Source organism: Sphingobacterium zeae, assembly GCF_030818895.1.
GTDB lineage: Bacteria > Bacteroidota > Bacteroidia > Sphingobacteriales > Sphingobacteriaceae > Sphingobacterium > Sphingobacterium zeae.
The window spans coordinates 2,826,086-2,851,488 of the sequence record NZ_JAUTBA010000001.1 but is presented as its reverse complement, the minus strand read 5'-3'; the positions used below and the strand labels follow the sequence as shown (position 1 = coordinate 2,851,488).

Here is a 25,403-nt window from a genome sequence, read left to right as displayed (position 1 = left end):
CTGTACATGAATTTATCAGCTATTTTTATCAAACGTCCGGTGCTAACTATTGTCGTCAATATAACCATTATATTATTTGGCTACATTGGTTTTAGTTTTTTGGGCGTCCGCGAATACCCCTCCATTGACCCGGCTATTGTTTCTGTAAGAACAAACTATGCCGGTGCAAATCCAGATATCATTGAATCTCAGATTACCGAACCGTTGGAAAAAGCCATCAACTCCATCGATGGCATCCGGAATATATCATCCTCCAGTAACCAGGGGTCCAGTAACATCACCATCGAGTTTGGTCTGCAGAAAAACCTTGAAGAAGCGGCAAATGATGTCCGTGATAAGGTCTCTCAGGCCATCCGTAGCTTGCCTCAGGATATCGATGCTCCGCCAGTGGTTTCTAAAGCAGATGCCGACTCCGATCCTATTATCACGTTGACGCTGCAAAGTGAAACGCGCGATAAACTTTCGCTGAGCGACTACGCCGAAAATGTGATCTCAGAAAGACTTCAGACAATTCCAGGTGTCAGCAGTACCCAAATTTACGGTCAAAAGCGCTACGCCATGCGGTTGTGGCTCAACCCCGACCGCATGGCTGCTTACGGGATCACCGCTTCTGATATCCGCGCGGCTCTGGATAATCAAAACGTTGAATTGCCTTCTGGAAAAATTGTTGGAAATACCACCGAACTCACTGTAAAAACCGTAGGAAACCTTTCTACACCCGAGCAGTTTAATGATATCATTCTGAAATCCGATAGTAGCCGTATTGTCAAATTCATCGACATTGGCCGGGCAGAGATAGATGCGGAAAATCTGGAAACAAAAATGGTCAGCAATGGAAAGCAATTGGTTGGTATAGCGGTTATCCCTCAACCCGGAACAAACTACCTCGAAATTGCCAATAATTTTTATAAAATGCTCGATCAGATCAAGGAAGATCTACCCGAAGATATTATCCTTAACATTGCTTCTGACAACACCACATTTATTAAAAAATCGGTGGAGGAAGTCGCCGAGACACTGCTGATTTCAATTATCTTGGTTACCTTGATCATTTACTTTTTCTTCCGCGACTGGGGTATCGCATTGCGGCCTCTTCTGGATATTCCCGTCTCACTGATTGCAACCTTTTTTATTATGTACATTTTCGGATTTTCAATTAATGTACTTACGCTGCTCGCCATCGTACTCGCGACAGGCCTTGTCGTCGACGATGGGATTGTAGTGACGGAAAATATCTTTAAGAAAGTGGAAGAAGGTATGTCTCCCATAGAGGCTGCTTTGAAGGGCTCGAAGGAAATCTTCTTTGCCGTTATCTCGATTTCAATCACACTTGCAGCGGTATTCTTACCTGTCATATTTCTTCAAGGCTTTGTAGGCCGGTTGTTCCGCGAATTTGGAGTCGTTATCGCTTCGGCCGTATTAGTTTCTGCATTTGTTTCGCTGACCCTCACCCCTATGCTCAATGCCTACCTAATTAAAGGTGGTGGACACAAAAAAACAAAATTTTATAATTGGACCGAACCCATGTTTGTCAAGATGAACAAGGGGTATGCCAATGCCCTTGACAAATTCATGAAATTTAAATGGATCAGTTTTCCGATCCTAATCATCTGCTTTGTGGTTATTGGAATCCTTTTTTCATCCATTAAAAAAGAAACTGCACCGTACGACGACCGAAGCAATATCTCTGTCAATGTAACAGGTCCAGAAGGTGCTACCTACGAATATATGGATCGTTACATGCAGGAACTGGACAAACTGGTGTATGATTCGATTCCGGAGAATAAAATCAGTCTTAACATCACTTCACCTGGCTTCGGAGCCGCGTCTGTCAATTCCGGACGCATCCGGATGACGTTGGTTGACCCAAGCGAACGCCAGAAATCCCAGGATGATATTGCGAAGGAACTGACCAAATGGACTAAACAATACGATGCTGTTCGGGTCAATGTATCACAGTCGCCCACAATATCCATGAATCGTAGAGGTGGATTGCCCGTTCAATATATTATCCAGGCGCAGAATTTTGAAAAGCTTCAGGAAAAAATACCGCAATTTATGAGTGAGGTCAACAGCGACCCTACGTTCTCCACAACAGATATCAACCTCAAGTTCAACAAACCAGAACTTCATGTTGAAATTGACCGGCTAAAGGCGCTAAGCCTAGGCGTTTCTGTACTGGATGTATCGCAATCCTTACAACTGTTGCTGAGCGGTCAACGTTTTGCGTACTTTATGCGCGACGGAAAACAATATCAAGTTATTGGACAGGTTGAGAATGACCGTCGGGCGACTCCAACGGATCTTTCTTCCATCTATGTACGTAATAACATGGGGCAGCTTATCCAATTGGACAACGTTGTTAGCGTGAAAGAAGAAAGCAGTCCGCCCCAACTCTATCACAACAACCGTTATATGTCCGCTACCGTTTCCGCCGGCCTGGCTCCTGGGATGAGTATGAGCGATGGTATTGCTGCAATGGATCGGATAAAGGAAAAAGTGCTCGATCAGAGCTTTACGACCGATCTAAGCGGAGAATCGCGTGATTTTGTTGAAAGTAGCTCCAACACCCTATTTGCATTTGGTTTGGCTCTATTACTAATCTACTTGATCTTAGCGGCTCAATTTGAAAGCTTCCTTGATCCTTTTATCATCATTCTGACTGTTCCCATGGCTGTAGCCGGTGCGCTGATCAGTTTATGGTTATTTGATCAGACCTGGAATATCTTCAGCCAGATCGGAACGATTATGCTGATCGGCCTCGTCACCAAAAATGGTATCCTGATTGTTGAATTTGCCAACCAGATGCGGGAAGAGGGAATGGAAAAATTGGAGGCCATTATGCATGCTTCTGAATCGCGGCTTAGACCGATCTTAATGACCAGTTTGGCCATTGCGTTAGGCGCTTTGCCGATTGCCATGTCGCTCGGTGCTGCTTCGACCAGCAGAATTGGGATGGGGGTAGTAATCGTCGGAGGCACCATATTTTCCCTTATTCTGACGTTATTCATCATCCCGGCCATCTATTATATGTGGTCACGACAAAAAAAACATAGACCAGAATTTGATAACATTAAAAGCTACGAATAATTAAAACATGAAGAGAAATTTCACCCTACTACTATGGCTTTGCTCCATCATGTTTCAAGCTCGTGCCCAAGAGATATTGACCTTGGAAGATGCGCTAAAAACAACGTTGAGCAATAACTTCAATATTCTTTTGGCTAAAAATGACAACAACATTGATATCGAGTATACCAGTTTAGGCAGCGCAGGTATGCTTCCCGCAGTAACCGGTACATTTAGCAGAAGTAATTCGGTCCAGAATTCAAGACAGGTTAGGGCCGATGGACAGGTACAGCAGGTTTCCAATGCAAAAAATGACAATATGTCGTATGGTGTTAACTTAAACTGGACGATATTTGACGGACTGGGTATGTTTGCGCGTAGGGATCGATTTAAAGAGATACAGCGTCAGGGCGAGGCTGAGATTAGATATGAGGTCATTACGCAACTCAGTGAAGTCATGGCTACCTATTATAATCTTGTGCAGCAAAAACGATTGATCAACGCATTAGATACAACCATTACACTTTCTCAATATCGGGTTACTCTGGCGGAAAATCGCCTGCAGATCGGAAAAGGTTCCAAGCTCGATCTACTAAATGCTAAAGTCGATCTAAATACCGATCAGACAAACCTGCTTAGGCAGCTCGAAAGCTTTAAAAACACCAAAACTTACCTCAACCAATTGATGACAAGAGATTTGAGTCTAAACTTTGACGTTGAAGATGAAATGAAACTGGATACGGATCTTAAACTGGGTAATCTCATCGAAATTGCTGATCAACAAAATCCTCAAATTCAGCTTGCCATCATCAACAACCGTGTCGCCGAACTTAACCTAAAGACAGTCAAAGCCGAACGTTATCCCAAAATTGGTTTAAATAGCGGGTATAATTGGAACGAATCTCACTCCTCTCTTGGTTTCTCTACAGAAAACAAAAATAGAGGACTCACCTACGGTGTATCGGCATCCCTTAACATATTCAACGGCTTTTTGCAAAATAGAAACGAACGTATTGCGAAATTTCAGATTAAGAGTGCTGAAATACAGATCAAACAGCAAAAACAGGATATACAGGCTCAGGTAAGGACTTTGTTTCAAACCTACATTACCAACATCGAATTGGCCAATGTAGAACGGCAAAACGAGGAACTGGCAAAAGAAAATTTAAACATCACCATGGATAAATTCCGGATAGGTACCATCACCACGTTGGAAGTAAGAACAGCGCAGCTAAATTACATCAATGCAATGACACGTAGCTATACTGCACAATACGATGCGAAGGTATCCGAGATACGCCTAAAAGAATTAACAGGCGAAACGTATTAGAAATTTCTTTTTGCAAGAGGTCCTCTTGGAAAGGGAAACAGTACTGATGCGCTTCTTAACAGCATCTATCATTTAACAGCATCTATCATTTAACAGCATCTATCATTAAAAGCGAAAGGCTCCTTAACTACATGAGGAGCCTTTCTTTGTCTATTTAATAATCAATTGCAATAATAGACTTTAATGGTATTAAAACGCCACTTTTAATCTGAATATATCTATCGGTCAACGACCACACCGTGGTTTCGATACGTTTTGGTCCGGAATCTGTCTGAAAGGCAATTTCGGTTTTGGATTTAAACTCATTTCCCAACCGAAGTGCACCTTTCAATTTATCCATAAAGGTCGCTGTCTTATCTTCAATCGCCGGGATAAATTTAAATTGAGGAATTTCCTCTTTAGCTATTAGTTGTCCAACCATAATACGAGCATTTAATGTTTAACAATAGTGTTTGCGTTACATAATCAATAACGCTTTTAAGCCAATCTTATTTTATCTTCCTCTGCCATTGGCTTATCTAAATCTACCAATTCCACGTATAATAATCAATACAATAATTAAAAACTATCATTTATTTTACAATAAAAAAACGTTTGTACCTTAGGAAGATTCCACGTTATCTGAATAGCGTGTCATTTCAGCTTGTGGGGATGGCACAAATGATTCTTATTCTCTATTTTTGCGGAAAATATATACTATATGGAACCATCTGTTTTCGAAAAAGAGTGGGAAATTAATTTCACACAGTGCTACTCCAATGGTCGCATCCGCTTCTCCGATTTATCTAATATCTTGCAGCTCACCGCTGGAGAGCATGCCAATGTAGCGGGTTTTGGATTTAAAGAAATGGCCAAACATAACCAAACGTGGGTACTAAGCCGTATACGAATTGAGATTACGAGATTACCCAAATGGATGGATATTGTCAAGGTGAAAACCTGGGTGCAGGAATTGGCAGGCGCACGCTCGACCAGAAATTTTGAAATTACAGTGAATGGGCAGCCTTATGTGACAGCAAGCAGTTATTGGGCCGTCATCAATACAGTAAAAAGAAGTTCCGAAACACTGGCCATTTCGACCGAAGATTTTGTGACATATCCCGACCGTCCAGCCACCCAGCGGCCTTTTTCGAAACTCGATATCACCAGTCCGGTCAAAAATAGGGATGAATATAGTGTAAAACTCTCCGATCTGGATATTGTCAACCACGCCAACAATGTTAAATATCTCGACTGGTGTATGGACAGATTGCCTATGGAGCTCGTATTAACTAATCAGATCCGGTCGTTGGAGATGAACTACCTTCGTGAACTGCGCTATAATGATACCGTAGAAATTAATGGTGATTCTACCGATCAGGGATATTTTATGACCGTTACTAAACAACAGCGGATCCATTTTGCTCTGGCAATCGAGACAAAATAAAAAGGAGACCTTGGTCTCCTTTTTATCTTTACTTTTGCAAGCTTTGTTAAGCAAATGCTTTGTCTCCTTTTTTGTATGGAAGATTACCATCAAATTTTCCAGGAATCTTCACATAGCGTAATGCCTTTGTGCAGCCCAGTTCAGAGTTAAAGAAACCGGTCAACGTTAACTGCTTAAACATGGTGAACCAATGAGGTGGATCATTATCCACATAATTGTACAATTCATTCTGTTTCTCTCTATTTTTCTCGCGACTATCTTTCTGATCTTCAGCCTGTTTTTTGTTGAACTCGTTCGCTTCTTTATCCAAAGCCGCAGCGACAGCCGTTCTATCTTCCGCCGAAAGTTCCAGGAATGGTTTCCCTTTCACTTCTTTCGATTTGTCGTCCAAACTGCCCAAACCATCTAAAAATGCTTTTTGCTGCTTCTCTGTATAGCAGTCACGCACCATGACAGGGATAAAACTTCCTACCCCTGCTTCTTTCGCCCCCGGAGTAGCAGTTTTAGGTAAAATAGCCTCCGCTAGATCACCTAGCAAGTCGGTCGTTTTCGCTTCAAATAATGCTTGCACATCTTTCGTTGCTGAACGTGTACAACCTTCCAAAAATAAATTAGCGCCAATAACGGTACCTCCTAAAATTAAGGCAACTCGTTGTAATGCTTCTCTTCTATTCATACTACTAAATATCTTAATTTTAGAAATTATATTTCATTTCCCAACCTTGTCTGTAATTACGTTTTACATACTGATTGACATGATCGAAGTTTGTAACGCGCATATTATTGTTATCCCACAGCAATTTCAGGTTACGTCCAGGATATTTGCCATCGATACGTAAATCAGCTCCTCTGATTGCCAAATTAGCCATCAATAAAGCTTCAGTCAATGGACCGGCGATTTCAAATGGCGAACTCACCTCTTTCTTACCGTATCCAGCCTGACAAGCTTCTACCCATTGTGCATAGTGTCCACTTTCTTGTCCGGGTACACGCGCATACTTTTGGGCAATTTGTTCTTTTCTCGACGTTGGTAATAAACGTGCATTCTGTCCGTAAGTATCAGCAAGGATTTTTCCCTTTGTACCGACAAGTAAGATTCCGTTACCACCATCACCAAAAATTTCGTTTGGACCTAATTCATCCGGACGAGCGGGCTGAATACCACCGTCCATCCAGTGTAATGTGACAGGGCCATTAGTACGCGGTGTTTTCGGGAATGTTAATGTTGCGTGGCTTGATGGCGGACAGCTTTCCGGAAAATATCCGCGTTTGAACTCATCCACATATACAGAACCTACAGTAGCTTGTACATCTTGTACATAGGTGAGCCCTAAGGTACTGAAAGGCACTTCCAACAAATGACAGCCCATATCGCCCAATGCACCGGTACCATAATCCCACCAGCCACGCCAGTTGAAAGGCACCAATTTGTCGACATATTCTTTGTAAGGTGCAGTCCCTAACCAAAGATCCCAATCCAATTCTTTCGGAATCTCAGCTTTACCTGTAGGCCAAGCAATACCCGAAGGCCATACCGGACGGTCTGTCCAACAATATACAGTATGTACATCACCAATAAGACCAGCTTCGTACCATTCACGCACAAAACGTGGTCCATCATTCGATGCCCCTTGATTTCCCATTTGGGTCACTACTTTATATTTCTTAGCGGCATGCGTCAAAGCTCTGGCTTCCCAAACATCGTGTGTCAGCGGTTTTTGAACGTACACGTGCTTACCCAACTGCATAGCTGCAAGCGCCTGAATTGCATGTTGATGATCTGGAGTCGAAACAGAAACAGCTTCAATGCGTTTGTGCTCCTTATCCAACATCTCACGATAGTCTTTATAATATTTTGCCTTCGGGTAACGTTTTAATGCACCGGCTGCACGACGGTCGTCCACATCACACAAGAAAGCCAAATCTGCCTTCCCTGAATCATGAAACGCGTTGATGTCGCTAAAACCTTTGCCTCCTACACCGATACCTGCTACTTGTAATTTGTCACTTGGAGCTGTAAAGCCATTTCCGCCCAATACATGGCGAGGGACGATCATAAAAGCCGCCGCAGCGGTTGCAGCACTCTTTATAAAACCTCTTCTACTCGTCTTATTTGCGTTATTTTCCATTGTTATGAATCTTTAGCTATTAGATGTTACCTTTTTTCAATTCACTTACTGCAAAGTCAACTGCACGAGCAGTAAGGGCCATGTACGTTAATGAAGGGTTGACACAACCTGCAGAAGTCATACAAGCACCATCAGTCACAAAGACGTTCAATGCATCCCACACTTGGTTGTTACCATTTAAAACGGAAGTTTTTGGATCACGTCCCATACGAGCGGTTCCCATTTCGTGGATACCTTGACCGAAGCCATATACATTATCGTAGGTATAGATATCTTTCACGCCAACTTTTTCCAACATTTCTTTCATTTCGTTCTGCATGTCACCACGCATCTTCAATTCATTATCCTTGATCTCCGCGTCAAATGATAATACAGGTAATCCCCATTTATCTTTTTTGCTTTTATCGAGCGTAACTTTATTTTCGTGATAAGGCAGTGTTTCTCCGAAAGCGGTAAAACCTACGGTCCAGTCACCTGGCTCACAGATGGCATCTTTCCATGCACCACCCACTTCCATCTCGGCAACAGCACCAGACCAACGTCCACGACCTGCAGCACCCTGATATCCGAATCCACGGACATAATCACGCTTTTTGGTATCACCTTCTACGTTTACAAAACGAGGTACATACAAACCTGTCGGTCTGCGGCCATACACATAGCTATCCAAATAACCATCTATTTTACCACCAGCACCACAACGGAAATGGTGATCCATCAAATTGTGGCCCAATTCACCGCTGCTGCTACCAAGACCGCCTTCCCATACATCGGTGGCCGAATTCATCAACACCCATGTGGAGTTCAATGCAGATGCACAAACGAAGATGACCTTCGCGAAGAATTCATAGGTTTGATTTGTTTCAGCGTCGACAATTTCTACACCTTTTGCCTTTTTCGTGTTTTTATCGTAGATAATCTTAGTTACGATGGAAAAAGGGCGTAAGGTCAAGTTATTTGTTTTTTTCGCTGCTGGAAGAGTCGCCGATTGTGTACTGAAGTAGGCACCGAAGTTACACCCCAACCAACATTGATTTTGATATTGACAATTTACACGGTCGTGATGCGGAACAGTAATGTTTGCTGTTCTACCCATAATGAAATGACGTTGACCGCCGTATTGTTTTTTCAAACGCTCCGCCAAGTCTTTTTCAACAATATTCATCGCCATTGCAGGCATATAATCTCCATCTGGCAAAGATGGTACACCGTCACGATTACCCGAGATACCAGCAAATTTTTCAGCATAACTATACCAAGGGGCAATTTCATTATAACGAATCGGCCAATCCACACCGTGACCGTCTTTTAAATTCGCTTCGAAATCTAAATCGCCTAAACGATAAGATTGTCTTCCCCACATCAGCGATCTACCGCCGACATGATACCCACGGTACCAATCAAAACGTTTGACTTCGGTATAAGGGCTTTCCTTTTCATTTACCCAAAAATCCAGGTTTTTTTCGTTCAATGGGTAATCTCTACGCAAAACCGGATACTCTTCGATCATTTTTTGCGTACGACCGCCAGCATGTGGCCATTCCCATGGATTTTTATTTGGCGCAGTATAATCTTTGATGTGTTCGATGTTACGACCACGCTCCAGCATAATTGTTTTCAGCCCTTTCTCTGTCAATTCTTTCGCAGCCCATCCACCACTTATCCCCGAACCGATTACAATTGCGTCATAAGTATTTGTTGCCATCTCTCTTCTAATTATTTGTTTTTTTAAATAGTTATTTTTCTGTTTAGTGTGCAGCATTTGTACTATCAATCTTTTCGTCCTTAAAAAGGGCTAGAAAGATAAAGAATACCACCGCTGCGATAATTGCTGGTACGACCCAGGTATGATTCCAAAATGCCGCCAGGTCAGTTGCCTTCAAATCTTTGTACTTGTCTCCGACATAACTAGCAACCCAGAAACCGATCAGCTGTCCAACACCGTACGTTGCCAAAGTAATTAAGCCCTGAGCAGCCGATTTGTATTTAACACCCGCTTTGCTATCTGTATAAATCTGACCGGAAACAAAGAAAAAGTCATAACAGATACCGTGCAATGCAATACCGATCAACAACATGAACGATAACTCGCCCGCATTGCCATAAGCAAATAACAGGTAGCGGATTACCCAAGCAAGCATCCCCACAAGGATTGTTTTCTTAAAGCCAAATCGCGTAAAGAAAATTGGCAAAGCCAATAAGAACAATACTTCCGATGCCTGACCGATAGTCATCTTACCCGTTGGATTTTCCAAACCTATCTCCGAAAGGAATAAATTTGCATTTGAGTAATAAAAGGCCAATGGAATACAGATCAATACCGAAGAAATGAAAAATATAAAAAAGTTTCTGTCTTTCAATAATTTAATCGCATCCAGGCCAATGATTGATGCAAACGAAGGTTTTTCGCCTTCATCCAATTTAACCGGAGGCGTTTTAGGCAATGCAAACGAGAATACCCCAAGTACCAATGAAGCAACCCCTGACATTAAAAATGTATTTTTCAAAGCACCCTCTGATGCTGCTGCATCCCATCTAAAGATATAACTGATTGCTAAGCCTGCTACGATCCAACCAATTGTTCCCCAGATACGTATACCTGAGAATTGCTTTTCCGGATTGGTCAATTGCCTAAAGGAAACTGAACTAGCCAAAGCCAATGTTGGCATATAAAGCACCATATAAGCCAATACATACGGATAAAAAGTAGCCATGTCTGCAGCACCATACATTTGGTACATTAATACTGCGCCCACCAAGTGTAAAACACCCAAAATACGCTCCGCATTAAAATAGCGGTCGGCAATCATTCCGACAATAAAAGGGGCGATAATTGCTCCCAATGATTGTGTTGAAAATACATTGGCCATTTCAAAGTCCGTTGCATGTAGATTTTTGCTCAAGAAAGTACCTAATGTGACAAACCATCCCCCCCAAATAAAAAATTCGAGGAACATCATGAAGGATAGTTTAAATTTTATTGTTGATGAAATCATAAAAAAAATGGTGTTTTACAATACTACTAATTGGTTTTACCTGCTCAATTTAAGAAATTAAATCTAATTGTCAATAGTACACTATTAAAATATTACAAAAAGCTATCCACCTCGCGATACGCTGCCACCAAACGATCCTCGCCTTCTTTACCTGGCATGGATATACCATGTTCCATCCCCATAATCCCCTTATATCCCTTACTGTGAATATGTTTAAATACGTTTTTGTAATTAATTTCGCCCGTAGTTGGCTCTTTTCTTCCCGGGTTATCACCAATCTGTATGTAGGCAATTTCGTCCCAACAACGATTCATATTGGCAATTAAATCACCTTCAGTACGTTGCATATGATAGATATCATATAAAATTTTACAGGACGGACTGTTCACAGCCTTACATAAGGCATACGTCTCATGTGTTTGCTGCAAAAACAAATCTGGTGTATCACTTAAGGTTTCCAATACCATCACCAAACCATGCGGCTCAAAGATCTCTGCACCCTTGCGCATCGCTGTTAGGATATTGCTAAACTGATTGCCCCAGGGAAGTTTACGTTCATAAAATCCGGGCACTACAGTGACCCATTTTGCATGGCAATATTTGGCAGCTTCAACAGACTTCTTGCAGGTTTCGACGAACTTGTCCACATACTCTTGTTTGCCGGTCGCCAATGATGGCATCCAGTTTTGGCCGCCGTCCACCACAAATACCCCCATGGTCATGCCTAACTTAGCCAACAAATCACCGATCTTTTTCTGCTCATCCAATGTTCTCCCTAAAAAACCATTATCTTCTATACCACGAAAACCCAAATCATGCATATAACGAATTTCATCGAGAAAATTGTCCCCAGCATGGTTTTTAAACATCCCCTGATGCGGGGCATAATTTAGGTTGAATGTTTTACCTTTATCCATCGTATTTGCTGTATGTTGAGTTGTTGACGCAAAAGTCTGACCAGCCAGTCCGGCTCCAGCGGCCAAAAGACTACCTTTAATAAAATCCGATCTCTTCATTTTATTTTATAATTGATTAATTTTTAAATAATTTACCAAATCCCTCCGAATAAATCGCTTGAATGGTTTGATTTTTATTTTTAAAAATGACAAATACTGCCACACCTTTTAATTTTTTGGCTTCTGTCATCACTTTATCGGGTTCCATGCCCATAAAATAATTATCCAGTGCATCTGCTTCCATAGCAGTTTTTGCATAGACGCTGACACTTAGGATATCGCTCGTATATGGAAAACCTGAAACGGGATCGATATGGTGTCCCAATTTTTTCCCTTTATATTGAATATACTTTTCGAAACTACCTGCCGTGGTCAGCGCTCCTGCTCTCAGCTGCGCCACAGCAGTAATCAATTCTTCACCGCCAGCATCATCTGGCTGAACAATGCCAATGGAAAATCCCTGTCCCGAAGGCGGCGTACCCGAAGCCCTGATTTCACCACCGACCTCGACGATATAATTCGCAATTCCCTTTCGCTCAAGATAGTCCGCCAAAACATCTACCGTATAGCCCTGTGCAATACCATTGACATCGATTTTAACGCCCTTTTTCTTCTTGATCAGCCGATTCCCGCTCACCTTCAAATACTGCATGCCAACAAGTTCCTTCACTTTCAATACCGTCGCCGAATCTGGAGCTACCGGACTCTTATCGGCACCAAAGCCCCAAAGGTTGACCAACGGGGCAATCGTAATATCAAATTGACCATGTGATAATTTATGATACTTAAAAGAAGCTTTTATCACCTTCGCCATGTGGTTATCCATGACAATAGACTTAACCGAATCGGTATTGAACTGAGATATTTTCGAGTCTTTGCGATATATTGACATCGAAAAATCGATCGCCGTTAATATACTATCAACTTCCGACCGTCGCAAAAGACTGTCGGAAGCAAAATAAGTGATATGGAATTGTGTCCCCTGTGCGGGACCTTCCAGCCTAATTTTGTGTAATTCAGGCGATGGAGTTTGCGCCTGTACGTGCATGCGACAAACGATACTAAAGAATAGGAGACGCACATACCACTTTAATCCCATCAGCCCAAAAGCTTAAATATAAAGGTTTGTATTTTGGCCGGGCACTGCGACTGGATAAAAGCCCTCGGCATCTGGAAGTAATTTTGGTTTAGCATCCCACGCGAGTACATCCGGACCCAGTTTAATCGTCGATTTCAATGCTTCGTCCCACTTGATTACCTTACCCGTGTAACAAGCAATACGTCCAATAATACCGGTCAATGTACTGTAAGCACCGTATTCAGCATTATCAAATTTATATTCGCCTTTAGAAATGGCCGCAAAAAGTTCTTTATGTTCTTGTTGGTAGGGGTTTGGATTCCCTTTAGCATCATGCCGATAGATTTCTTTTCCTTTCCAGTCATACAATACAGCCTGTCCACCAGCAGAGAGATAAGCACGTCCTTTGGTTGCCTGAAATTGTTCGTCAACCCGGTTATGAATGCCTTCAAAGTGTCTACACTGGCTATAGACTACACTGTTATCCGCGTAGGTCAACTCTAACGCGAAATTGTCGTATATTTCGCCATACTCTTTACCGGTACGATGGGCCCTACTTCCTGTGCCTTGAATCGATACCGGATATGCTCCTTTTACCCAGTTGGCAATATCTATATTGTGCACATGCTGTTCGACAATATGGTCACCGCACAACCAGTTGAAATAATACCAGTTACGCATTTGATATTCCATTTCTGTCTGTTCCGGTTTGCGTGGACGCACCCATACACCGCCCGAGTTCCAATACACTTGTCCCGATGTCACATCACCGATGGCACCTTCTTGGATACGTTTGATAGCCTCCCGGTAATTTGTTTGATAACGGCGTTGCAACCCCACAACAACATTCAGTTTTTTGCGCTTGGCTTCTGCCGCTGCCCGCAACACCTGCTGCACCCCCGGGATGTCGACGGCGACGGGTTTTTCCATGAAAACATGCTTACCCTGACGGACTGCCTCTTCGAAATGTGCCGGTCTAAATCCCGGCGGCGTGGCTAAGATAACCACATCTGCCAATTGAATCGCATCTTTATAAGCGTCGAATCCGACAAATTTATGGTTGTCGCTCACATCGATCTTATCTTGCCATTTCTCTTTGAGTGTATTATATGTACTATCTAAATTATCTTTAAAGGCATCGGCCAACGCCACAACCTTAATGTTCATTCCCGAGCTCAGTGCATCGAAAGTAGCTCCTGTTCCCCGGCCCCCGCAGCCGACTAAGGCAACCTTGATGACATCTGAACCTGCGGCATATGCACCCGATAGCGGTAACGAGCTCAACATTGCACCACCGGCCACTACAGCAGAAGTTTTAATAAAATCTCTTCTTTCTAGATTCTCCATAACAGTTTTATATTGATTATTTTATTTTTAAAAATCTTTAATTGGTTTTTTATCATAATACGCCATAATCTCTTCATGGCTAGGCGGATTAGCTGGTCTGACCAATCTCAATCCGACGAAAGGTGCTTCTGGAAACCACCAGTTACTTTTTGGTACTTGTGGATCCAGTTGCTTCCATACTGGGTCTGATGCTCCCCGAGCCGCCGAACGAAGGTCATCAGCCGCGCTATCGAATGCACCACCACGGACGACATGTGGATAAAGGGTAGTCGGCACCACTACCGGGTTGGTCAACGCCTTTCCCGCACCTTCGCTGTAGCTATCGGCTTTATATTGGTCATAAGTCCACTCGGCTACATTGCCATAAATATCATAAAGCCCCCAGGGGTTTGGCTTCTTTTGTCCGACCACATGCGTTTTCTCTTCCGCATTTTCCTTAAACCAAGCGTAATCTGCTAGTTGCGTTGCTTGATCACCGAAAAAATACGCCGTCTTGGAACCTGCTCTGGCAGCATACTCCCACTCCGCCTCTGTGGGCAAACGATAAAACACTCCAGTGCGCACATATAGCCATTTACAGAATTGGATGGCATTGTAATGCGTCATTGCCAAAGCTGGATGTCCTTCTTTCCCAAAACCAAAAGTCATATCCAAGTACGGTTTGGTTGGTCGGGTAACAGCATCGATTTCTTTACTTATTTGGCCGTCCTTGCTCTTTGCAATCTCATAGTCTTTATACAGAAATGGCTCAAACAGATCCCATGTTACTTCATACTGACCCATCCAAAACGGATCCAACTTCACTTCATGTGCAGGCTTTTCATCCTCCTTACCTCCACTCGTGCTTCCCATTTTAAAGCTACCACCTGGGATGGCGAGCATTTTGAATGTCAAATTAGTTCCTTCAATAGACTGCTCGTAAGGCTCAAAGGACTTTTGCGCCATAGCATGCACGCCAGTAAATAATAGAATAGGAATAAAGATTTTTTTAAACATATTTAGGTTTGTAATTGAGGACTAAAATATAAAATAAGGTGTATACTTTACACTTTGGCACTATAACTTTTTTATTACAGTTTAATTCTTCATATACTAGTCGATTTATAATACCGGTTTAGCAAAATCGCTCACTACAAGCTAAAAATCGCAATAATGAAAAAATTATCACCTAAAATCTTCCCAATTTGAACTAGGCCCACAGTATTGAAAGCAACCGTTAAACTGCCTCTGACCGATCCGTTGCCCGCCGAATAAACAAAAAAGGTTTTCCACTTTCGTGAAAAATCTTTTTATCTTATTGCTTACGATTATGCGCTAAAGCAAGATCTTACGGCTTACCGCTTTATCTATGGTAATATAGCCTGGATAGAAAACAGATTGACCGGCGATATTGATTGAAGGTTTCACTTTTAACGTGAATATTCCTTTTTTATTTTCATCGCTTGACATTAAAAAATCCTGTAGATCCGAATTTTTCAACAAATCGTAGATATTGGTTGCTATACGTACATTAGCGACCGTAGATTCTCCGGGTTCTATTTGTAAGGATTGATTGACAATACCCTCAACAAGCTGCTGCCCACCATAAAGAATGATATATTGAAATTTATTAATAGAAGCTTTCTTAAGCGTCGGATTATCTATCTTAAGCCGGATTACGGCGTCTAAGGGGATATCCTTCCGCAAATACGCCAATGCTAAGCTTGGTGCTGCCCCTAAGTCAATCTGATTATTTCTGATCAGTCGTTGCAGCGATGTCCCTGCCAAGCGGATACTATCCACCGATTCTACATCGAACTTACATTTCGCCAAGTTCTCGATCTGCGCTTTTTGTCGATTTACCCCACAGCTGGAAATAAACAAACCCAGCACCACAAAAAACACTAATAATATTTTCTTGTTCATAGCCGCTATTTTCCTCCAAATTTATATAAAACTCCCAACGTAAACAATGGATATCCTGCTTTTAAATAGGTATTACTTTTGAGACCGAAGACCATACCATTTGTATATTGCAGCTTCCACCCTTTTCCAAGCCCCACCCGGGTATAAAATACAGGTTCGACCAGCATATTTTCTTCTTTTTCTGCCGGAAGGCCATCGATAGCAAAACTTTTCATGCGCATATTACTGAGACGGATAATGGTACCATAATCGATGTCATGCCGGTAACCAAATAGTTTCAGGGCATCCTTTTTTTCTGATGAAAAATTGACCTGCACAAATATTTTGTCAAAATCCATATCCTTCGTTTCTACAATAGCCTGTCCCATGGTCGATGAACGCTTATCTATTACGTTCGTATTTCCCACCCCATAACCGCCATAAACCTCAAATACGCGGTTATTTTTACGGCCAAAACGTGTATAATAACCTATTCCCGCTTCTCCCATTTTTTGCGCATAGTCTTTGATATTGGATTTATTGTCCACATAAGAACCATTGGCAATCACCGCCACGTGACCTGTGACCGCTACACCGAGGTTGGCCGATACATTAGCTTTGGTATTAATATTACCCGAAACATACACTTCCCCCGCTTCTGTAAACATTGGCGCGGATGGCACATTGGGCATATAAATGGAACTACAGGAATAGAATGAACAGGCAAATAATCCAGCGCACATAGCATATCCCAACTTATTGTATTTCATATGTAAGTATTTATTCGTTCTTGTCTGCATGATATGGACACATGAATGCATCATATTACGCTCTTATATCGATAGCTATATCATCTCGTCTACACACGCATATCGTATCCACATATATAAACCAAGCGGGCTTCGCTGCTACTGCTTGTAAATTTCTATTTAATCTGTGTCGATATCCTGTCAATGGGCGTATATTTTAAAAACACTAATAGTTTATAAAAATTGTACCAAAGCAGTTACATTTAACAGAAAATAACAATTTAAATCTGTTTAATAATTTAAACTGTTCATTATCAAGCCAGACGATATAGCCTACAGCGGGATGAGACATTTGAATAGCGCGATGCTGCAACCAAACGTTTTAAGATGGTGTTAATGCACTATTGCGACAGCGGTAGAGCCGGCGAGTTGCAGCCGCAGGCATGAAGGATAAGCAGATAAGTAGTAAAAAGAAAAAAGGCATCAATTTCTTGATGCCTCTTCCAATATTGTTGCAAAACCTTATGCTTGTTCTGTAGGAACTACAGATACATAAGATTTATTGTTAGCTTTTTTACGGAAAACTACTTTACCGTCTACTAAAGCGAACAATGTGTGGTCTTTACCAATACCAACATTTGTGTCGGGATTGTGTTGTGTACCGCGTTGGCGTACGATGATGTTACCAGCGATTGCTTGTTGACCACCGAAGATTTTGATACCTAAACGCTTGCTATGTGACTCACGGCCGTTCTTCGAACTACCCGCACCTTTTTTGTGTGCCATTTCTTTATCTTAATTTAAGACTGTTTGTCTGATTAAAAATTCAATTATAACGTAATACCAGTGATCTGGATTTTAGAAAATTGTTGACGGTGACCGTTTTTCTTTTTGTAGCCTTTACGACGTTTTTTCTTGAAAACGATAACTTTATCGCCTTTTAAATGAGACAAAATTTTAGCCGAAACTTTTGCACCAGCAACGCTAGGTGTACCAATGGTAAATTTACCACCGTCTTCTGCTAACAATACATTGTCAAATTCAATACTAGCGCCTTCATCTCCTTGTAAACGGTGTACAAAAAGGAACTGGTCTTTTGCAACTTTAAATTGCTGTCCTGCTATATTTACTATTGCGTACATTGTTAATTAATTAAATGTGTTATTAAATGAAGGGCAAAAGTAATCAGTTTTTCTCACAATTCAAAGACAAATTTATATTTTCATTTCTACTTAAACGTTATTTTTTGCATAGTATTGCCCTAAGGAGCATCAAGACAATACCATTCGTCCCCAAAAGTTATTACCAAACCAAAACTCTCTTCTCGGGTGCTACATACATTTTTGCCGTGGGCTGTATATTAAATGCCTTGTAGAAAGCCACCATATTATACACGGGGCCATTTACGCGAAATTGTTCGGGGCTATGCGGATCGACTTTTAAACGCAACCGCATTCTTTCATCGCTACTCTTTACGCGCCACACCTGCGCGAAACTCAGGAAGAAGCGTTGATCCGGTGTAAAACCATCGATTTTCTCTTGCCCCTGCCCTTGCTTGGTCAATTTAAAGGCGTCATAGGCAATATTGAGTCCTCCGATATCAGCGAGATTTTCGCCCAACGTGAGCTCACCATTCACATGTTGATTGTCCAACAATGTGAAACTACTATATAACTTTGCTACCTGATTGGCCCTTTCTGTAAACTGCTTTGCATCCACCGCAGTCCACCAATCTGTCAAATTACCATCTTTATCATATTGACGTCCCTGATCATCAAAGCCGTGGGTCATCTCGTGACCGATAACGGCGCCAATAGCGCCATAATTTATGGCGTCGTCTGCGTTCACATCAAAAAATGGAAATTGCAATATCCCGGCTGGAAATACAATTTCGTTGTAAGGCGGATTATAGTATGCATTTACCGTAGGTGTTGTCATCAGCCATTCCGACTTGTCAACCGGTTTACCGATTTTTCCTACCATTTCTTTATAAGCATGCTTGGCTGCAGACTGTAAATTGGCATAGTAGGCATCTTTGGACACTTCCACGTCTTTATAATCTTTCCATTTTTCAGGGTAACCGATTTTCTTGGTGAAGGCCTCCAATTTTTCGATCGCTTTCTTCTTGGTCTCCGGTGTCATCCAGTCTAATTTCTCGATGCGGCTTTTATACACCTTTTGTAGGTTGTCGACCAGTTGAAGCATTCGTTTCTTTGCTTCAGGTTTGAAATATTCATCCACATATAACTTTCCCACAATCTCCCCCAAGTTTTGATCTGCGGAGCTCACCATTAATTTCCAACGTTCTTTCTCCTGCTGCTGACCATTCAATATTTTTCCAAACAACTCAAATTTAGCTTCTCGAAATTCCTTGCTCAAAGCGTTAGCCGATGCATTTGCTAAATCTGCTTTGAGCTTTGTCTTCCAGGTCGCTAGCGATTGTGATTTCAACAGATTATTTAAAGCAAGATAGAACTTAGGTTGCTGCACGAGCATGGTATCGGTTTTGATATCCAAACGACTTAGGATATCCCTCCAGTTAAGATTTGGCGTCTGTTTTTGGAAATCCTGCACCGCAAATTTATGATAATTTTTAACGGGATCACGCAATTCTACCGGAGTCGCATGAGATTTGGCGATAGCGGTTTCCAGTTGAAGTACTTCCTCTGCCAATCTTTGTGCGTTGGCACCCTCTCCGATCAGTCCAAACAATTTAACCAGATAGGCCACATAAGCCTTTCTGATTTTCTTTGCTTTATCATCCTGATCGAGGTAATAACTTGCTTCAGGTAGATTAAGTCCGCCCTGAAAAAATTGCAATGCATTTTTCGTACTGATCCGATCATCCGCAGCGACATAAAATGTAAAGAGGTCTCCATCACCCTCCTTAAATCCATCTGCAGCATAAGCGATCAGTTCTTCGATGCTTTTCAACCCATTGATTTTCTGGATTGCTCCTTCGATCGGCTTTGCTCCCAATTTGTCGATGGTCACGGTATCCATGCCACTGGCATAGAAATCGCCTGCCTTTTGCTGATCGGATCCCTTCTTGTCAGCTGATTTTGCTGCGTTTTTCAAAACAGATCTGAGCTTCTCCAAATTTTCATTCTCGAGAATGTAAAATGACCCCCATCCTGTTTCTGATGCCGGGATCTGGGTATTTTTCATCCAGGCTCCATTCGCATACTCAAAAAAATTATCCCCTGGATGCGCCGTGGTATCCATTCCCGAAACGTCAAAAAAACTGGTCCGGATCTCTTGAGCTGTATCGCTTTTCTTATTTGACTGACATGACATCATCATGAAAACCATCGACAGCGTTCCCCACTTGACTTTTTGTATCATATTTTAATAAATTAAAAGCATATATAAAATTACTTTAGCAGTTTTACTTCATACAGATCCTTGCGCCGATCCTTCTTGATTTTAACCGTACCATATTCATGTAGATCCCGAAGCGCATACAGATCAACGTCGGCGATCAGTACCATTTCGGCATTTGGTGTTGCCTCCGCTTTTATGGCATTATTTGGAAAGGCAAAGTCTGAGGGCGTAAAGACAGCAGACTGCGAATATTGAATATCCATATTGTTCACACGCGGCAAATTGCCCACAGAACCAGCGATAGCTACGTAACATTCATTTTCTATCGCTCTGGCCTGCGCACAGGTACGCACACGGATATAACCATTTTGTGTATCAGTCATAAAAGGGACAAAGAGAATCTGCATGCCCTGGTCTGCCAAAATTCGGCTCAACTCAGGGAATTCGACATCGTAGCAGATTAACAACCCTACCTTACCACAGTCGGTATCAAAAACCTTCACTTCACTTCCCCCAACCATACCATAGTATTTAAATTCGTTCGGTGTAATATGGATTTTCTTAAACTGATCCAGTTTACCATTGCGATGGCAGAGGTAAGAAACATTGTAGAGTTTTTTATTTTCTACCAGAGGCATAGAGCCGGCAATAATGTTCACGTTATAGGAAACGGCAAATTGCTGAATGCGATCAATAATCTCCGCAGTGTGCTGCGCAAGCCTTTCCATTGCCAAGCGTTCCGGAAGATCATTGTACGGGCTCATGAGCGGCGTATTGAAAAACTCGGGAAACATAATAAAATCGGTTCCATAATCACTTACGGTATCCACAAAGAATTCAATCTGATCGTAAAATGCGTCCAGATTATCAAATAAGCGCATCTGCCATTGCACCAATCCCAGACGGATGGTTTGCTTTGTTGTCGAAATCGATCGCGTCTCGGCCTCATAATAAATATTGTTCCACTCGAGGAGCGTAGCAAACTCCATCGATTCAGCATCTTCAGGAAGATAATGCTTGAGGATTTTCTTGACGTGAAAATCGTTTGAAAGCTGAAACGTTAAAGTGGGGTCAAAAATTTCTTTGCGCTTGACCTTTTCAATATACACCCGCGGACTCATTTTATCTGCATAATTATGGTAATTGGGTATCCGACCGCCAGCAATGATACCTTTGAGGTTCATCTGTTCGCACAGCTCCTTACGTGCATCATAAAGCCGGCGTCCAAGTCGAAGAGCCCGATGACTGGGATGCACAAAAACTTCTATCCCATAGAGGGTATCGCCATCATCACTATGCTTGGTAAACTTGCCATTATCAATAATCTCATAATAGCTATCGTAGATATTATTCTTTTTTGAATTCAGAATAATGGACAGGGCACAAGCGACAACATGCCCATCAATCTCCACACATAATTGTCCTTCTGGAAATAAATCGATCAGGTCTTGAATATTTTCTTTCGACCAGGTTTCACCTACACCATCATATGCCTGTTCCATCGATTTTTTCAAATCAACATAATCCTTCTTTGTCAAGTTCCGCACTTGAATATCCATATCATTCTCCTTTTTGAAATTAGTTATCTAAATTTAGTAAAAGTAAAGGCCTGGTACAAGGGCTATCCATAGGTAATATCCGAGTATGTCGCATGCACTAAAATGGCCAGCATCCATAGATAACAACTTTTGAGTACATAAGTTCGTTTATATGGAGAAAATCCGAAAAGATTAGGTACGATAGGATTTCAGAAGGCGCGATAAAACGTTGCTATAGTACATTTTGAAGCTCGTTCTTAAGGGCGAAACAACAGTAATTGTTAAATTAAGGACAAAAAAAAGCGTCAATGGGATCATTGACGCTTTTTATATCTTAGGGATCGCTTTTATCAACTATGCTTGACCTTGTGGAGTTCCGAAAGGAAATGCTACAGTAGGGTCACCACCTTGTTGAGGTTGTTCAACAGCGCCTACATCCATTTTAATCGGTCCGTTCAACGCTTCGAAACGATTCACGTTATCAACCAATGCACCTAACAAGCGTTTAGCATGCTCCGGAGTCAAAACGATTCTTGATTTCACTTTTGCTTTTGGCACTCCTGGCATCACACGGATAAAGTCAACCACAAATTCAGTATTAGAGTGAGTGATAATCGCAAGATTTGAGTAGATTCCTTCTGCTACTTCTTCTGTCAACTCGATGCTCAATTCGTTTTGATTTTGGTTATTTTCCATAATAATTCTAATGATAAGTTAATATATTCTAAATTCTACTTTGTAAATGTTCTAAAATCTTGTCCATTCTCTATATTCAATAATGTCTCATAGATCAGTCTGATCACGTTGTCGACATCCTCCTTATGGACCATCTCTACTGTCGTATGCATATAGCGCAGTGGCAAAGAAATCAGCGCCGAGGGTACACCACCATTACTATAGGCGAATGCGTCCGTGTCAGTTCCAGTAAAACGGGAAGAAGCCTGACGCTGGAAAGGTATATTATTCTTTTCAGCAACCTTCACCAACAGCTTATTCAGATTGATCTGCACTGCTGGTGCATACGACAATACCGGGCCTTTTCCTGAGAACAGGTCTCCTTGCGTGATCTTATTAATCATCGGAGTCTGCGTATCATGCGTTACATCGGTAACGATAGCTACATTTGGTTTGATCCGGTCTGCAATCATTTCTGCTCCACGTAAACCAATTTCTTCCTGCACCGAATTTACGATATATAATCCAAATGGCAATTTCTTTTTATTCTCTTTTAGCAAGCGTGCCACCTCAGCGATCATAAATCCACCTGCCCTATTGTCCATCGCACGTCCGACATAGTAACGGTCATTCAGGATAGAGAATGTATCTTCGTAAGTGATCACACAACCGACATGGATACCCAAGGCCTCAACCTCTTCTTTGGTGCTGCAACCGCAATCCAAAAAGATATTTTTTAATGTTGGGTTCTCTTCTTTCTCGCCCGAACGAGTATGAATAGCCGGCCAGCCGAATACGGCTTTAACGATACCGTTTTCGGTATGAATATTCACGCGCTTAGAGGGCGCTATCTGGTGATCCGAACCACCGTTGCGGATCACATAGATCAGCCCGTCTTTTGTTATATAATTGACAAACCAAGAAATCTCATCAGCATGAGCCTCTATCACCACTTTGTACTCCGCCTTGGGGTTAATTACACCCACGGCAGTACCGTAGTTGTCTACAAACGTTTCGTCGACATAAGGCTTTAAATAATCCAGCCATAAACGCTGTCCATCCCACTCAAATCCTGTCGGAGAAGCGTTGTTGATATATTTTTCAAAAAATGAAAGCGAATCTTTAGTCACAATCGTATTGTGTTTCGGCTCTTTTTTCTTGTTTTTTTCTGCCATCTTTTCCTTTTCTATTTACTTTCGTCAAAATATGAAAATTTCAATGAATTGCAAAAGTAAAAATGTTTTTTGGAAAATTATAGTAGAAAGAAGGCCTGCCTACCTGAAATAACAAATGCCATGATCATGTTGCTCTTGTTTAAGTAAATTATACCCCAAAAAAATGAGATTAAAGCTTATCTTTACTCCAAAGTAATTTAAACAGCTATAAATTTATGAATTCAATATTAAGTGCAATACATTGGAATATTGACCCTGAAATGTTCAACTTCGGCGCCTTTGCCCTGCGTTATTATGCGTTGTGCTGGCTATTGGCATTTTTTGTTTCGTACGTCATCATGTTGCGTATTTTCAAAAAAGAAGGCCGTACACAGGAGCAGCTAGATCAACTATCAATTTATATTTTTCTGGGCACATTGATCGGCGCACGATTGGGACACTGCCTGTTTTACGATTTTGAGTATTATAAAGATCATATCCTGGAGATTTTCCTACCGTTCAAGTGGGATAATACAGGGTTTCATATCACGGGCTTTGCAGGCTTAGCTTCCCATGGTGGCGCCATGGGGATTCTTGTCGCTCTTTATTTATTTTGCAGAAAGACGAAAACCGATTTTCTGTGGCTTGCAGACAGACTCGTCGTCGTTGTCCCTATTGCCGGCGCACTTATCCGTATTGGGAATTTCTTTAATTCCGAAATCATTGGAACCCCTAGCGATCTCCCTTGGGCTATTGTTTTCGAACGTGTAGACAATATACCCCGTCATCCAGGGCAGCTTTATGAGGCTATCGCTTATATTTTGATCTTTATCATCATCGGTTCCCTATTCAAGTCAAATCCCAACCGTCAGCGAGGTCAGCTATTCGGCATTTTTATGGTCTTGTTGTTCGGCGCGCGTATGGTTCTGGAACATTTTAAAATCGACCAGGAAGCTTTCGAGCAGAGTATGGCTTTAAACATGGGTCAGTTATTGAGTATACCTTTTATATTAGTCGGATTATACTTTATCTTCCGGAAAACGAAAGCATAAAAATAAACCGAGTGCCAGCGCACTGCCTGGCACTTCGTTTACTCATTTACACACTTTTAAAATGCTACAAAGATGAAGCGACATAAAAAACGTAAAATAGTATTAAAAACGGTTATCGCTATCTTTATCCTTCTTGTTGTGGCGCTGTTGGGCTACAACAGCTATCCGGAACCTACATTAGGGAACAACGCTAAAGTTGATAAGCTTGTCGTCTACAAATCAAAAAGGTCCCTATTAGCGTATAGTGATGGAAGGCTTTTAAAAACTTACCGGATTTCATTGGGTAGGCAACCTATCGGTGCCAAAAAGTTTGAAGGCGATTTAAAAACACCTGAGGGTCTATATACGATCAATGATAAAAATCGATATAGCGACTACCACAAAAACCTTGGGGTCTCCTATCCCAATCAAGCAGAGGTAGTCCATGCTAAAGGCTTAGGAAAGGAAGCCGGCGGCGACATTAAGATACACGGCCTTAGAAATGGTATGGGCTTTATTGGCAAGTTGCAGCGGCACATGGACTGGACTTTAGGTTGTATGGCGCTAACGAACGCGGAGATTGATGAACTTTTTAAAGCAGTTCCAATTGGCACTCCAATTGAAATCAAACCGTAACGCTTTAAAAAATACTACAAGATAATCTCTAAATCTTACAACCCCATGTCCAATAAATTATCGATTTTTGGGTTTACATTG

22 protein-coding genes are annotated in these 25,403 nt (G+C 41.7%); 5 read left to right on the top strand and 17 right to left on the bottom strand.

What is annotated here, in order from left to right; all coding sequences use genetic code 11:
- The first annotated feature begins 6 nt into the window (after window positions 1-6).
- Both QE382_RS11890 and QE382_RS11885 read left to right on the top strand, forming a co-directional pair.
- Complete coding sequence (locus QE382_RS11890) at window positions 7-3,090, top strand: efflux RND transporter permease subunit (RefSeq protein WP_307186075.1); 3,084 nt, start codon at window positions 7-9, stop codon at window positions 3,088-3,090.
- Window positions 3,091-3,097: 7 nt separating this feature from the next.
- Window positions 3,098-4,399 carry a TolC family protein gene (locus QE382_RS11885; protein ID WP_307186074.1) on the top strand — a complete coding sequence of 434 codons (1,302 nt, stop codon included), beginning with the start codon at window positions 3,098-3,100 and terminating at the stop codon, window positions 4,397-4,399.
- Window positions 4,400-4,553: 154 nt separating this feature from the next.
- Here the strand turns inward: QE382_RS11885 and QE382_RS11880 are convergent, their stop codons facing one another.
- Window positions 4,554-4,820 (bottom strand): hypothetical protein, encoded by a 267-nt coding sequence (locus QE382_RS11880; RefSeq protein ID WP_293884505.1) that lies wholly within the window; start codon window positions 4,818-4,820, stop codon window positions 4,554-4,556.
- Between the two features lie 279 nt (window positions 4,821-5,099).
- Between QE382_RS11880 and QE382_RS11875 the strand changes: the two genes are divergently transcribed.
- The gene (locus QE382_RS11875; protein WP_307186073.1) at window positions 5,100-5,825 is read left to right on the top strand and encodes an acyl-[acyl-carrier-protein] thioesterase; all 726 of its coding nucleotides are present in this window, start codon (window positions 5,100-5,102) and stop codon (window positions 5,823-5,825) included.
- 46 nt (window positions 5,826-5,871) lie between these two features.
- Here the strand turns inward: QE382_RS11875 and QE382_RS11870 are convergent, their stop codons facing one another.
- The 16 genes from QE382_RS11870 to QE382_RS11795 form a co-directional block, all read right to left on the bottom strand.
- Window positions 5,872-6,501, bottom strand: a complete 630-nt coding sequence (locus QE382_RS11870) for a gluconate 2-dehydrogenase subunit 3 family protein (protein ID WP_307186072.1) — start codon at window positions 6,499-6,501, stop codon at window positions 5,872-5,874.
- Window positions 6,502-6,520: 19 nt separating this feature from the next.
- Window positions 6,521-7,954, bottom strand: a complete 1,434-nt coding sequence (locus QE382_RS11865) for a Gfo/Idh/MocA family protein (RefSeq protein WP_209581027.1) — start codon at window positions 7,952-7,954, stop codon at window positions 6,521-6,523.
- Between the two features lie 19 nt (window positions 7,955-7,973).
- Entirely contained in the window at window positions 7,974-9,659 is a 1,686-nt protein-coding gene (locus QE382_RS11860; RefSeq protein ID WP_293954004.1) for a GMC oxidoreductase, read from the bottom strand.
- Between the two features lie 43 nt (window positions 9,660-9,702).
- On the bottom strand, window positions 9,703-10,947 hold the full coding sequence (locus QE382_RS11855) for an MFS transporter (protein ID WP_307188024.1): 1,245 nt from the start codon (window positions 10,945-10,947) through the stop codon (window positions 9,703-9,705).
- 95 nt (window positions 10,948-11,042) lie between these two features.
- The gene (locus QE382_RS11850) at window positions 11,043-11,966 is read right to left on the bottom strand and encodes a hydroxypyruvate isomerase family protein (protein WP_307186071.1); all 924 of its coding nucleotides are present in this window, start codon (window positions 11,964-11,966) and stop codon (window positions 11,043-11,045) included.
- A gap of 16 nt (window positions 11,967-11,982) precedes the next feature.
- Entirely contained in the window at window positions 11,983-13,005 is a 1,023-nt protein-coding gene (locus QE382_RS11845) for an FAD:protein FMN transferase (RefSeq protein WP_307186070.1), read from the bottom strand.
- 12 nt (window positions 13,006-13,017) lie between these two features.
- Window positions 13,018-14,331: a Gfo/Idh/MocA family oxidoreductase gene (locus tag QE382_RS11840; RefSeq protein WP_307186069.1), complete on the bottom strand. Its 1,314-nt coding sequence runs from the start codon at window positions 14,329-14,331 to the stop codon at window positions 13,018-13,020.
- Window positions 14,332-14,358: 27 nt separating this feature from the next.
- Window positions 14,359-15,327: a formylglycine-generating enzyme family protein gene (locus QE382_RS11835; protein WP_307186068.1), complete on the bottom strand. Its 969-nt coding sequence runs from the start codon at window positions 15,325-15,327 to the stop codon at window positions 14,359-14,361.
- A 318-nt stretch (window positions 15,328-15,645) separates the two neighbouring features.
- Window positions 15,646-16,236: a hypothetical protein gene (locus QE382_RS11830; RefSeq protein WP_307186067.1), complete on the bottom strand. Its 591-nt coding sequence runs from the start codon at window positions 16,234-16,236 to the stop codon at window positions 15,646-15,648.
- A 5-nt stretch (window positions 16,237-16,241) separates the two neighbouring features.
- The gene (locus tag QE382_RS11825) at window positions 16,242-16,985 is read right to left on the bottom strand and encodes a hypothetical protein (protein WP_307186066.1); all 744 of its coding nucleotides are present in this window, start codon (window positions 16,983-16,985) and stop codon (window positions 16,242-16,244) included.
- A 501-nt stretch (window positions 16,986-17,486) separates the two neighbouring features.
- The gene (gene rpmA / locus QE382_RS11820; RefSeq protein ID WP_046672918.1) at window positions 17,487-17,750 is read right to left on the bottom strand and encodes a 50S ribosomal protein L27; all 264 of its coding nucleotides are present in this window, start codon (window positions 17,748-17,750) and stop codon (window positions 17,487-17,489) included.
- 44 nt (window positions 17,751-17,794) lie between these two features.
- Window positions 17,795-18,106 (bottom strand): 50S ribosomal protein L21, encoded by a 312-nt coding sequence (gene rplU, locus QE382_RS11815; protein ID WP_028068281.1) that lies wholly within the window; start codon window positions 18,104-18,106, stop codon window positions 17,795-17,797.
- A 160-nt stretch (window positions 18,107-18,266) separates the two neighbouring features.
- Window positions 18,267-20,309, bottom strand: coding sequence for a M13 family metallopeptidase (locus tag QE382_RS11810; protein WP_307186065.1), 2,043 nt, complete (start codon window positions 20,307-20,309; stop codon window positions 18,267-18,269).
- A 29-nt stretch (window positions 20,310-20,338) separates the two neighbouring features.
- Window positions 20,339-21,847, bottom strand: coding sequence for a carbon-nitrogen hydrolase family protein (locus tag QE382_RS11805; protein WP_307186064.1), 1,509 nt, complete (start codon window positions 21,845-21,847; stop codon window positions 20,339-20,341).
- A gap of 333 nt (window positions 21,848-22,180) precedes the next feature.
- On the bottom strand, window positions 22,181-22,522 hold the full coding sequence (locus tag QE382_RS11800) for a DUF3467 domain-containing protein (protein ID WP_209581068.1): 342 nt from the start codon (window positions 22,520-22,522) through the stop codon (window positions 22,181-22,183).
- A gap of 35 nt (window positions 22,523-22,557) precedes the next feature.
- Complete coding sequence (locus QE382_RS11795) at window positions 22,558-23,676, bottom strand: M42 family metallopeptidase (protein ID WP_209581071.1); 1,119 nt, start codon at window positions 23,674-23,676, stop codon at window positions 22,558-22,560.
- Window positions 23,677-23,891: 215 nt separating this feature from the next.
- On the opposite strand from QE382_RS11795, the gene lgt reads away from it, so the two are divergent.
- Window positions 23,892-24,707, top strand: coding sequence for a prolipoprotein diacylglyceryl transferase (gene lgt / locus QE382_RS11790; protein ID WP_293884492.1), 816 nt, complete (start codon window positions 23,892-23,894; stop codon window positions 24,705-24,707).
- 72 nt (window positions 24,708-24,779) lie between these two features.
- Window positions 24,780-25,322, top strand: a complete 543-nt coding sequence (locus tag QE382_RS11785; RefSeq protein WP_307186063.1) for a L,D-transpeptidase family protein — start codon at window positions 24,780-24,782, stop codon at window positions 25,320-25,322.
- Window positions 25,323-25,403: the final 81 nt, after the last annotated feature.

What these genes read in the sequence shown, in the direction of transcription:
- QE382_RS11890 (WP_307186075.1), top strand. Translation starts at nt 7, where the DNA reads ATGAATTTATCAGCTATTTTTATCAAACGTCCGGTGCTAACTATTGTC.
- QE382_RS11885 (WP_307186074.1), top strand. Translation starts at nt 3,098, where the DNA reads ATGAAGAGAAATTTCACCCTACTACTATGGCTTTGCTCCATCATGTTT.
- QE382_RS11880 (WP_293884505.1), bottom strand. Translation starts at nt 4,820, where the DNA reads ATGGTTGGACAACTAATAGCTAAAGAGGAAATTCCTCAATTTAAATTT.
- QE382_RS11875 (WP_307186073.1), top strand. Translation starts at nt 5,100, where the DNA reads ATGGAACCATCTGTTTTCGAAAAAGAGTGGGAAATTAATTTCACACAG.
- QE382_RS11870 (WP_307186072.1), bottom strand. Translation starts at nt 6,501, where the DNA reads ATGAATAGAAGAGAAGCATTACAACGAGTTGCCTTAATTTTAGGAGGT.
- QE382_RS11865 (WP_209581027.1), bottom strand. Translation starts at nt 7,954, where the DNA reads ATGGAAAATAACGCAAATAAGACGAGTAGAAGAGGTTTTATAAAGAGT.
- QE382_RS11860 (WP_293954004.1), bottom strand. Translation starts at nt 9,659, where the DNA reads ATGGCAACAAATACTTATGACGCAATTGTAATCGGTTCGGGGATAAGT.
- QE382_RS11850 (WP_307186071.1), bottom strand. Translation starts at nt 11,966, where the DNA reads ATGAAGAGATCGGATTTTATTAAAGGTAGTCTTTTGGCCGCTGGAGCC.
- QE382_RS11845 (WP_307186070.1), bottom strand. Translation starts at nt 13,005, where the DNA reads ATGGGATTAAAGTGGTATGTGCGTCTCCTATTCTTTAGTATCGTTTGT.
- QE382_RS11840 (WP_307186069.1), bottom strand. Translation starts at nt 14,331, where the DNA reads ATGGAGAATCTAGAAAGAAGAGATTTTATTAAAACTTCTGCTGTAGTG.
- QE382_RS11835 (WP_307186068.1), bottom strand. Translation starts at nt 15,327, where the DNA reads ATGTTTAAAAAAATCTTTATTCCTATTCTATTATTTACTGGCGTGCAT.
- QE382_RS11830 (WP_307186067.1), bottom strand. Translation starts at nt 16,236, where the DNA reads ATGAACAAGAAAATATTATTAGTGTTTTTTGTGGTGCTGGGTTTGTTT.
- QE382_RS11825 (WP_307186066.1), bottom strand. Translation starts at nt 16,985, where the DNA reads ATGAAATACAATAAGTTGGGATATGCTATGTGCGCTGGATTATTTGCC.
- rpmA (WP_046672918.1), bottom strand. Translation starts at nt 17,750, where the DNA reads ATGGCACACAAAAAAGGTGCGGGTAGTTCGAAGAACGGCCGTGAGTCA.
- rplU (WP_028068281.1), bottom strand. Translation starts at nt 18,106, where the DNA reads ATGTACGCAATAGTAAATATAGCAGGACAGCAATTTAAAGTTGCAAAA.
- QE382_RS11810 (WP_307186065.1), bottom strand. Translation starts at nt 20,309, where the DNA reads ATGATACAAAAAGTCAAGTGGGGAACGCTGTCGATGGTTTTCATGATG.
- QE382_RS11805 (WP_307186064.1), bottom strand. Translation starts at nt 21,847, where the DNA reads ATGGATATTCAAGTGCGGAACTTGACAAAGAAGGATTATGTTGATTTG.
- QE382_RS11800 (WP_209581068.1), bottom strand. Translation starts at nt 22,522, where the DNA reads ATGGAAAATAACCAAAATCAAAACGAATTGAGCATCGAGTTGACAGAA.
- QE382_RS11795 (WP_209581071.1), bottom strand. Translation starts at nt 23,676, where the DNA reads ATGGCAGAAAAAAACAAGAAAAAAGAGCCGAAACACAATACGATTGTG.
- lgt (WP_293884492.1), top strand. Translation starts at nt 23,892, where the DNA reads ATGAATTCAATATTAAGTGCAATACATTGGAATATTGACCCTGAAATG.
- QE382_RS11785 (WP_307186063.1), top strand. Translation starts at nt 24,780, where the DNA reads ATGAAGCGACATAAAAAACGTAAAATAGTATTAAAAACGGTTATCGCT.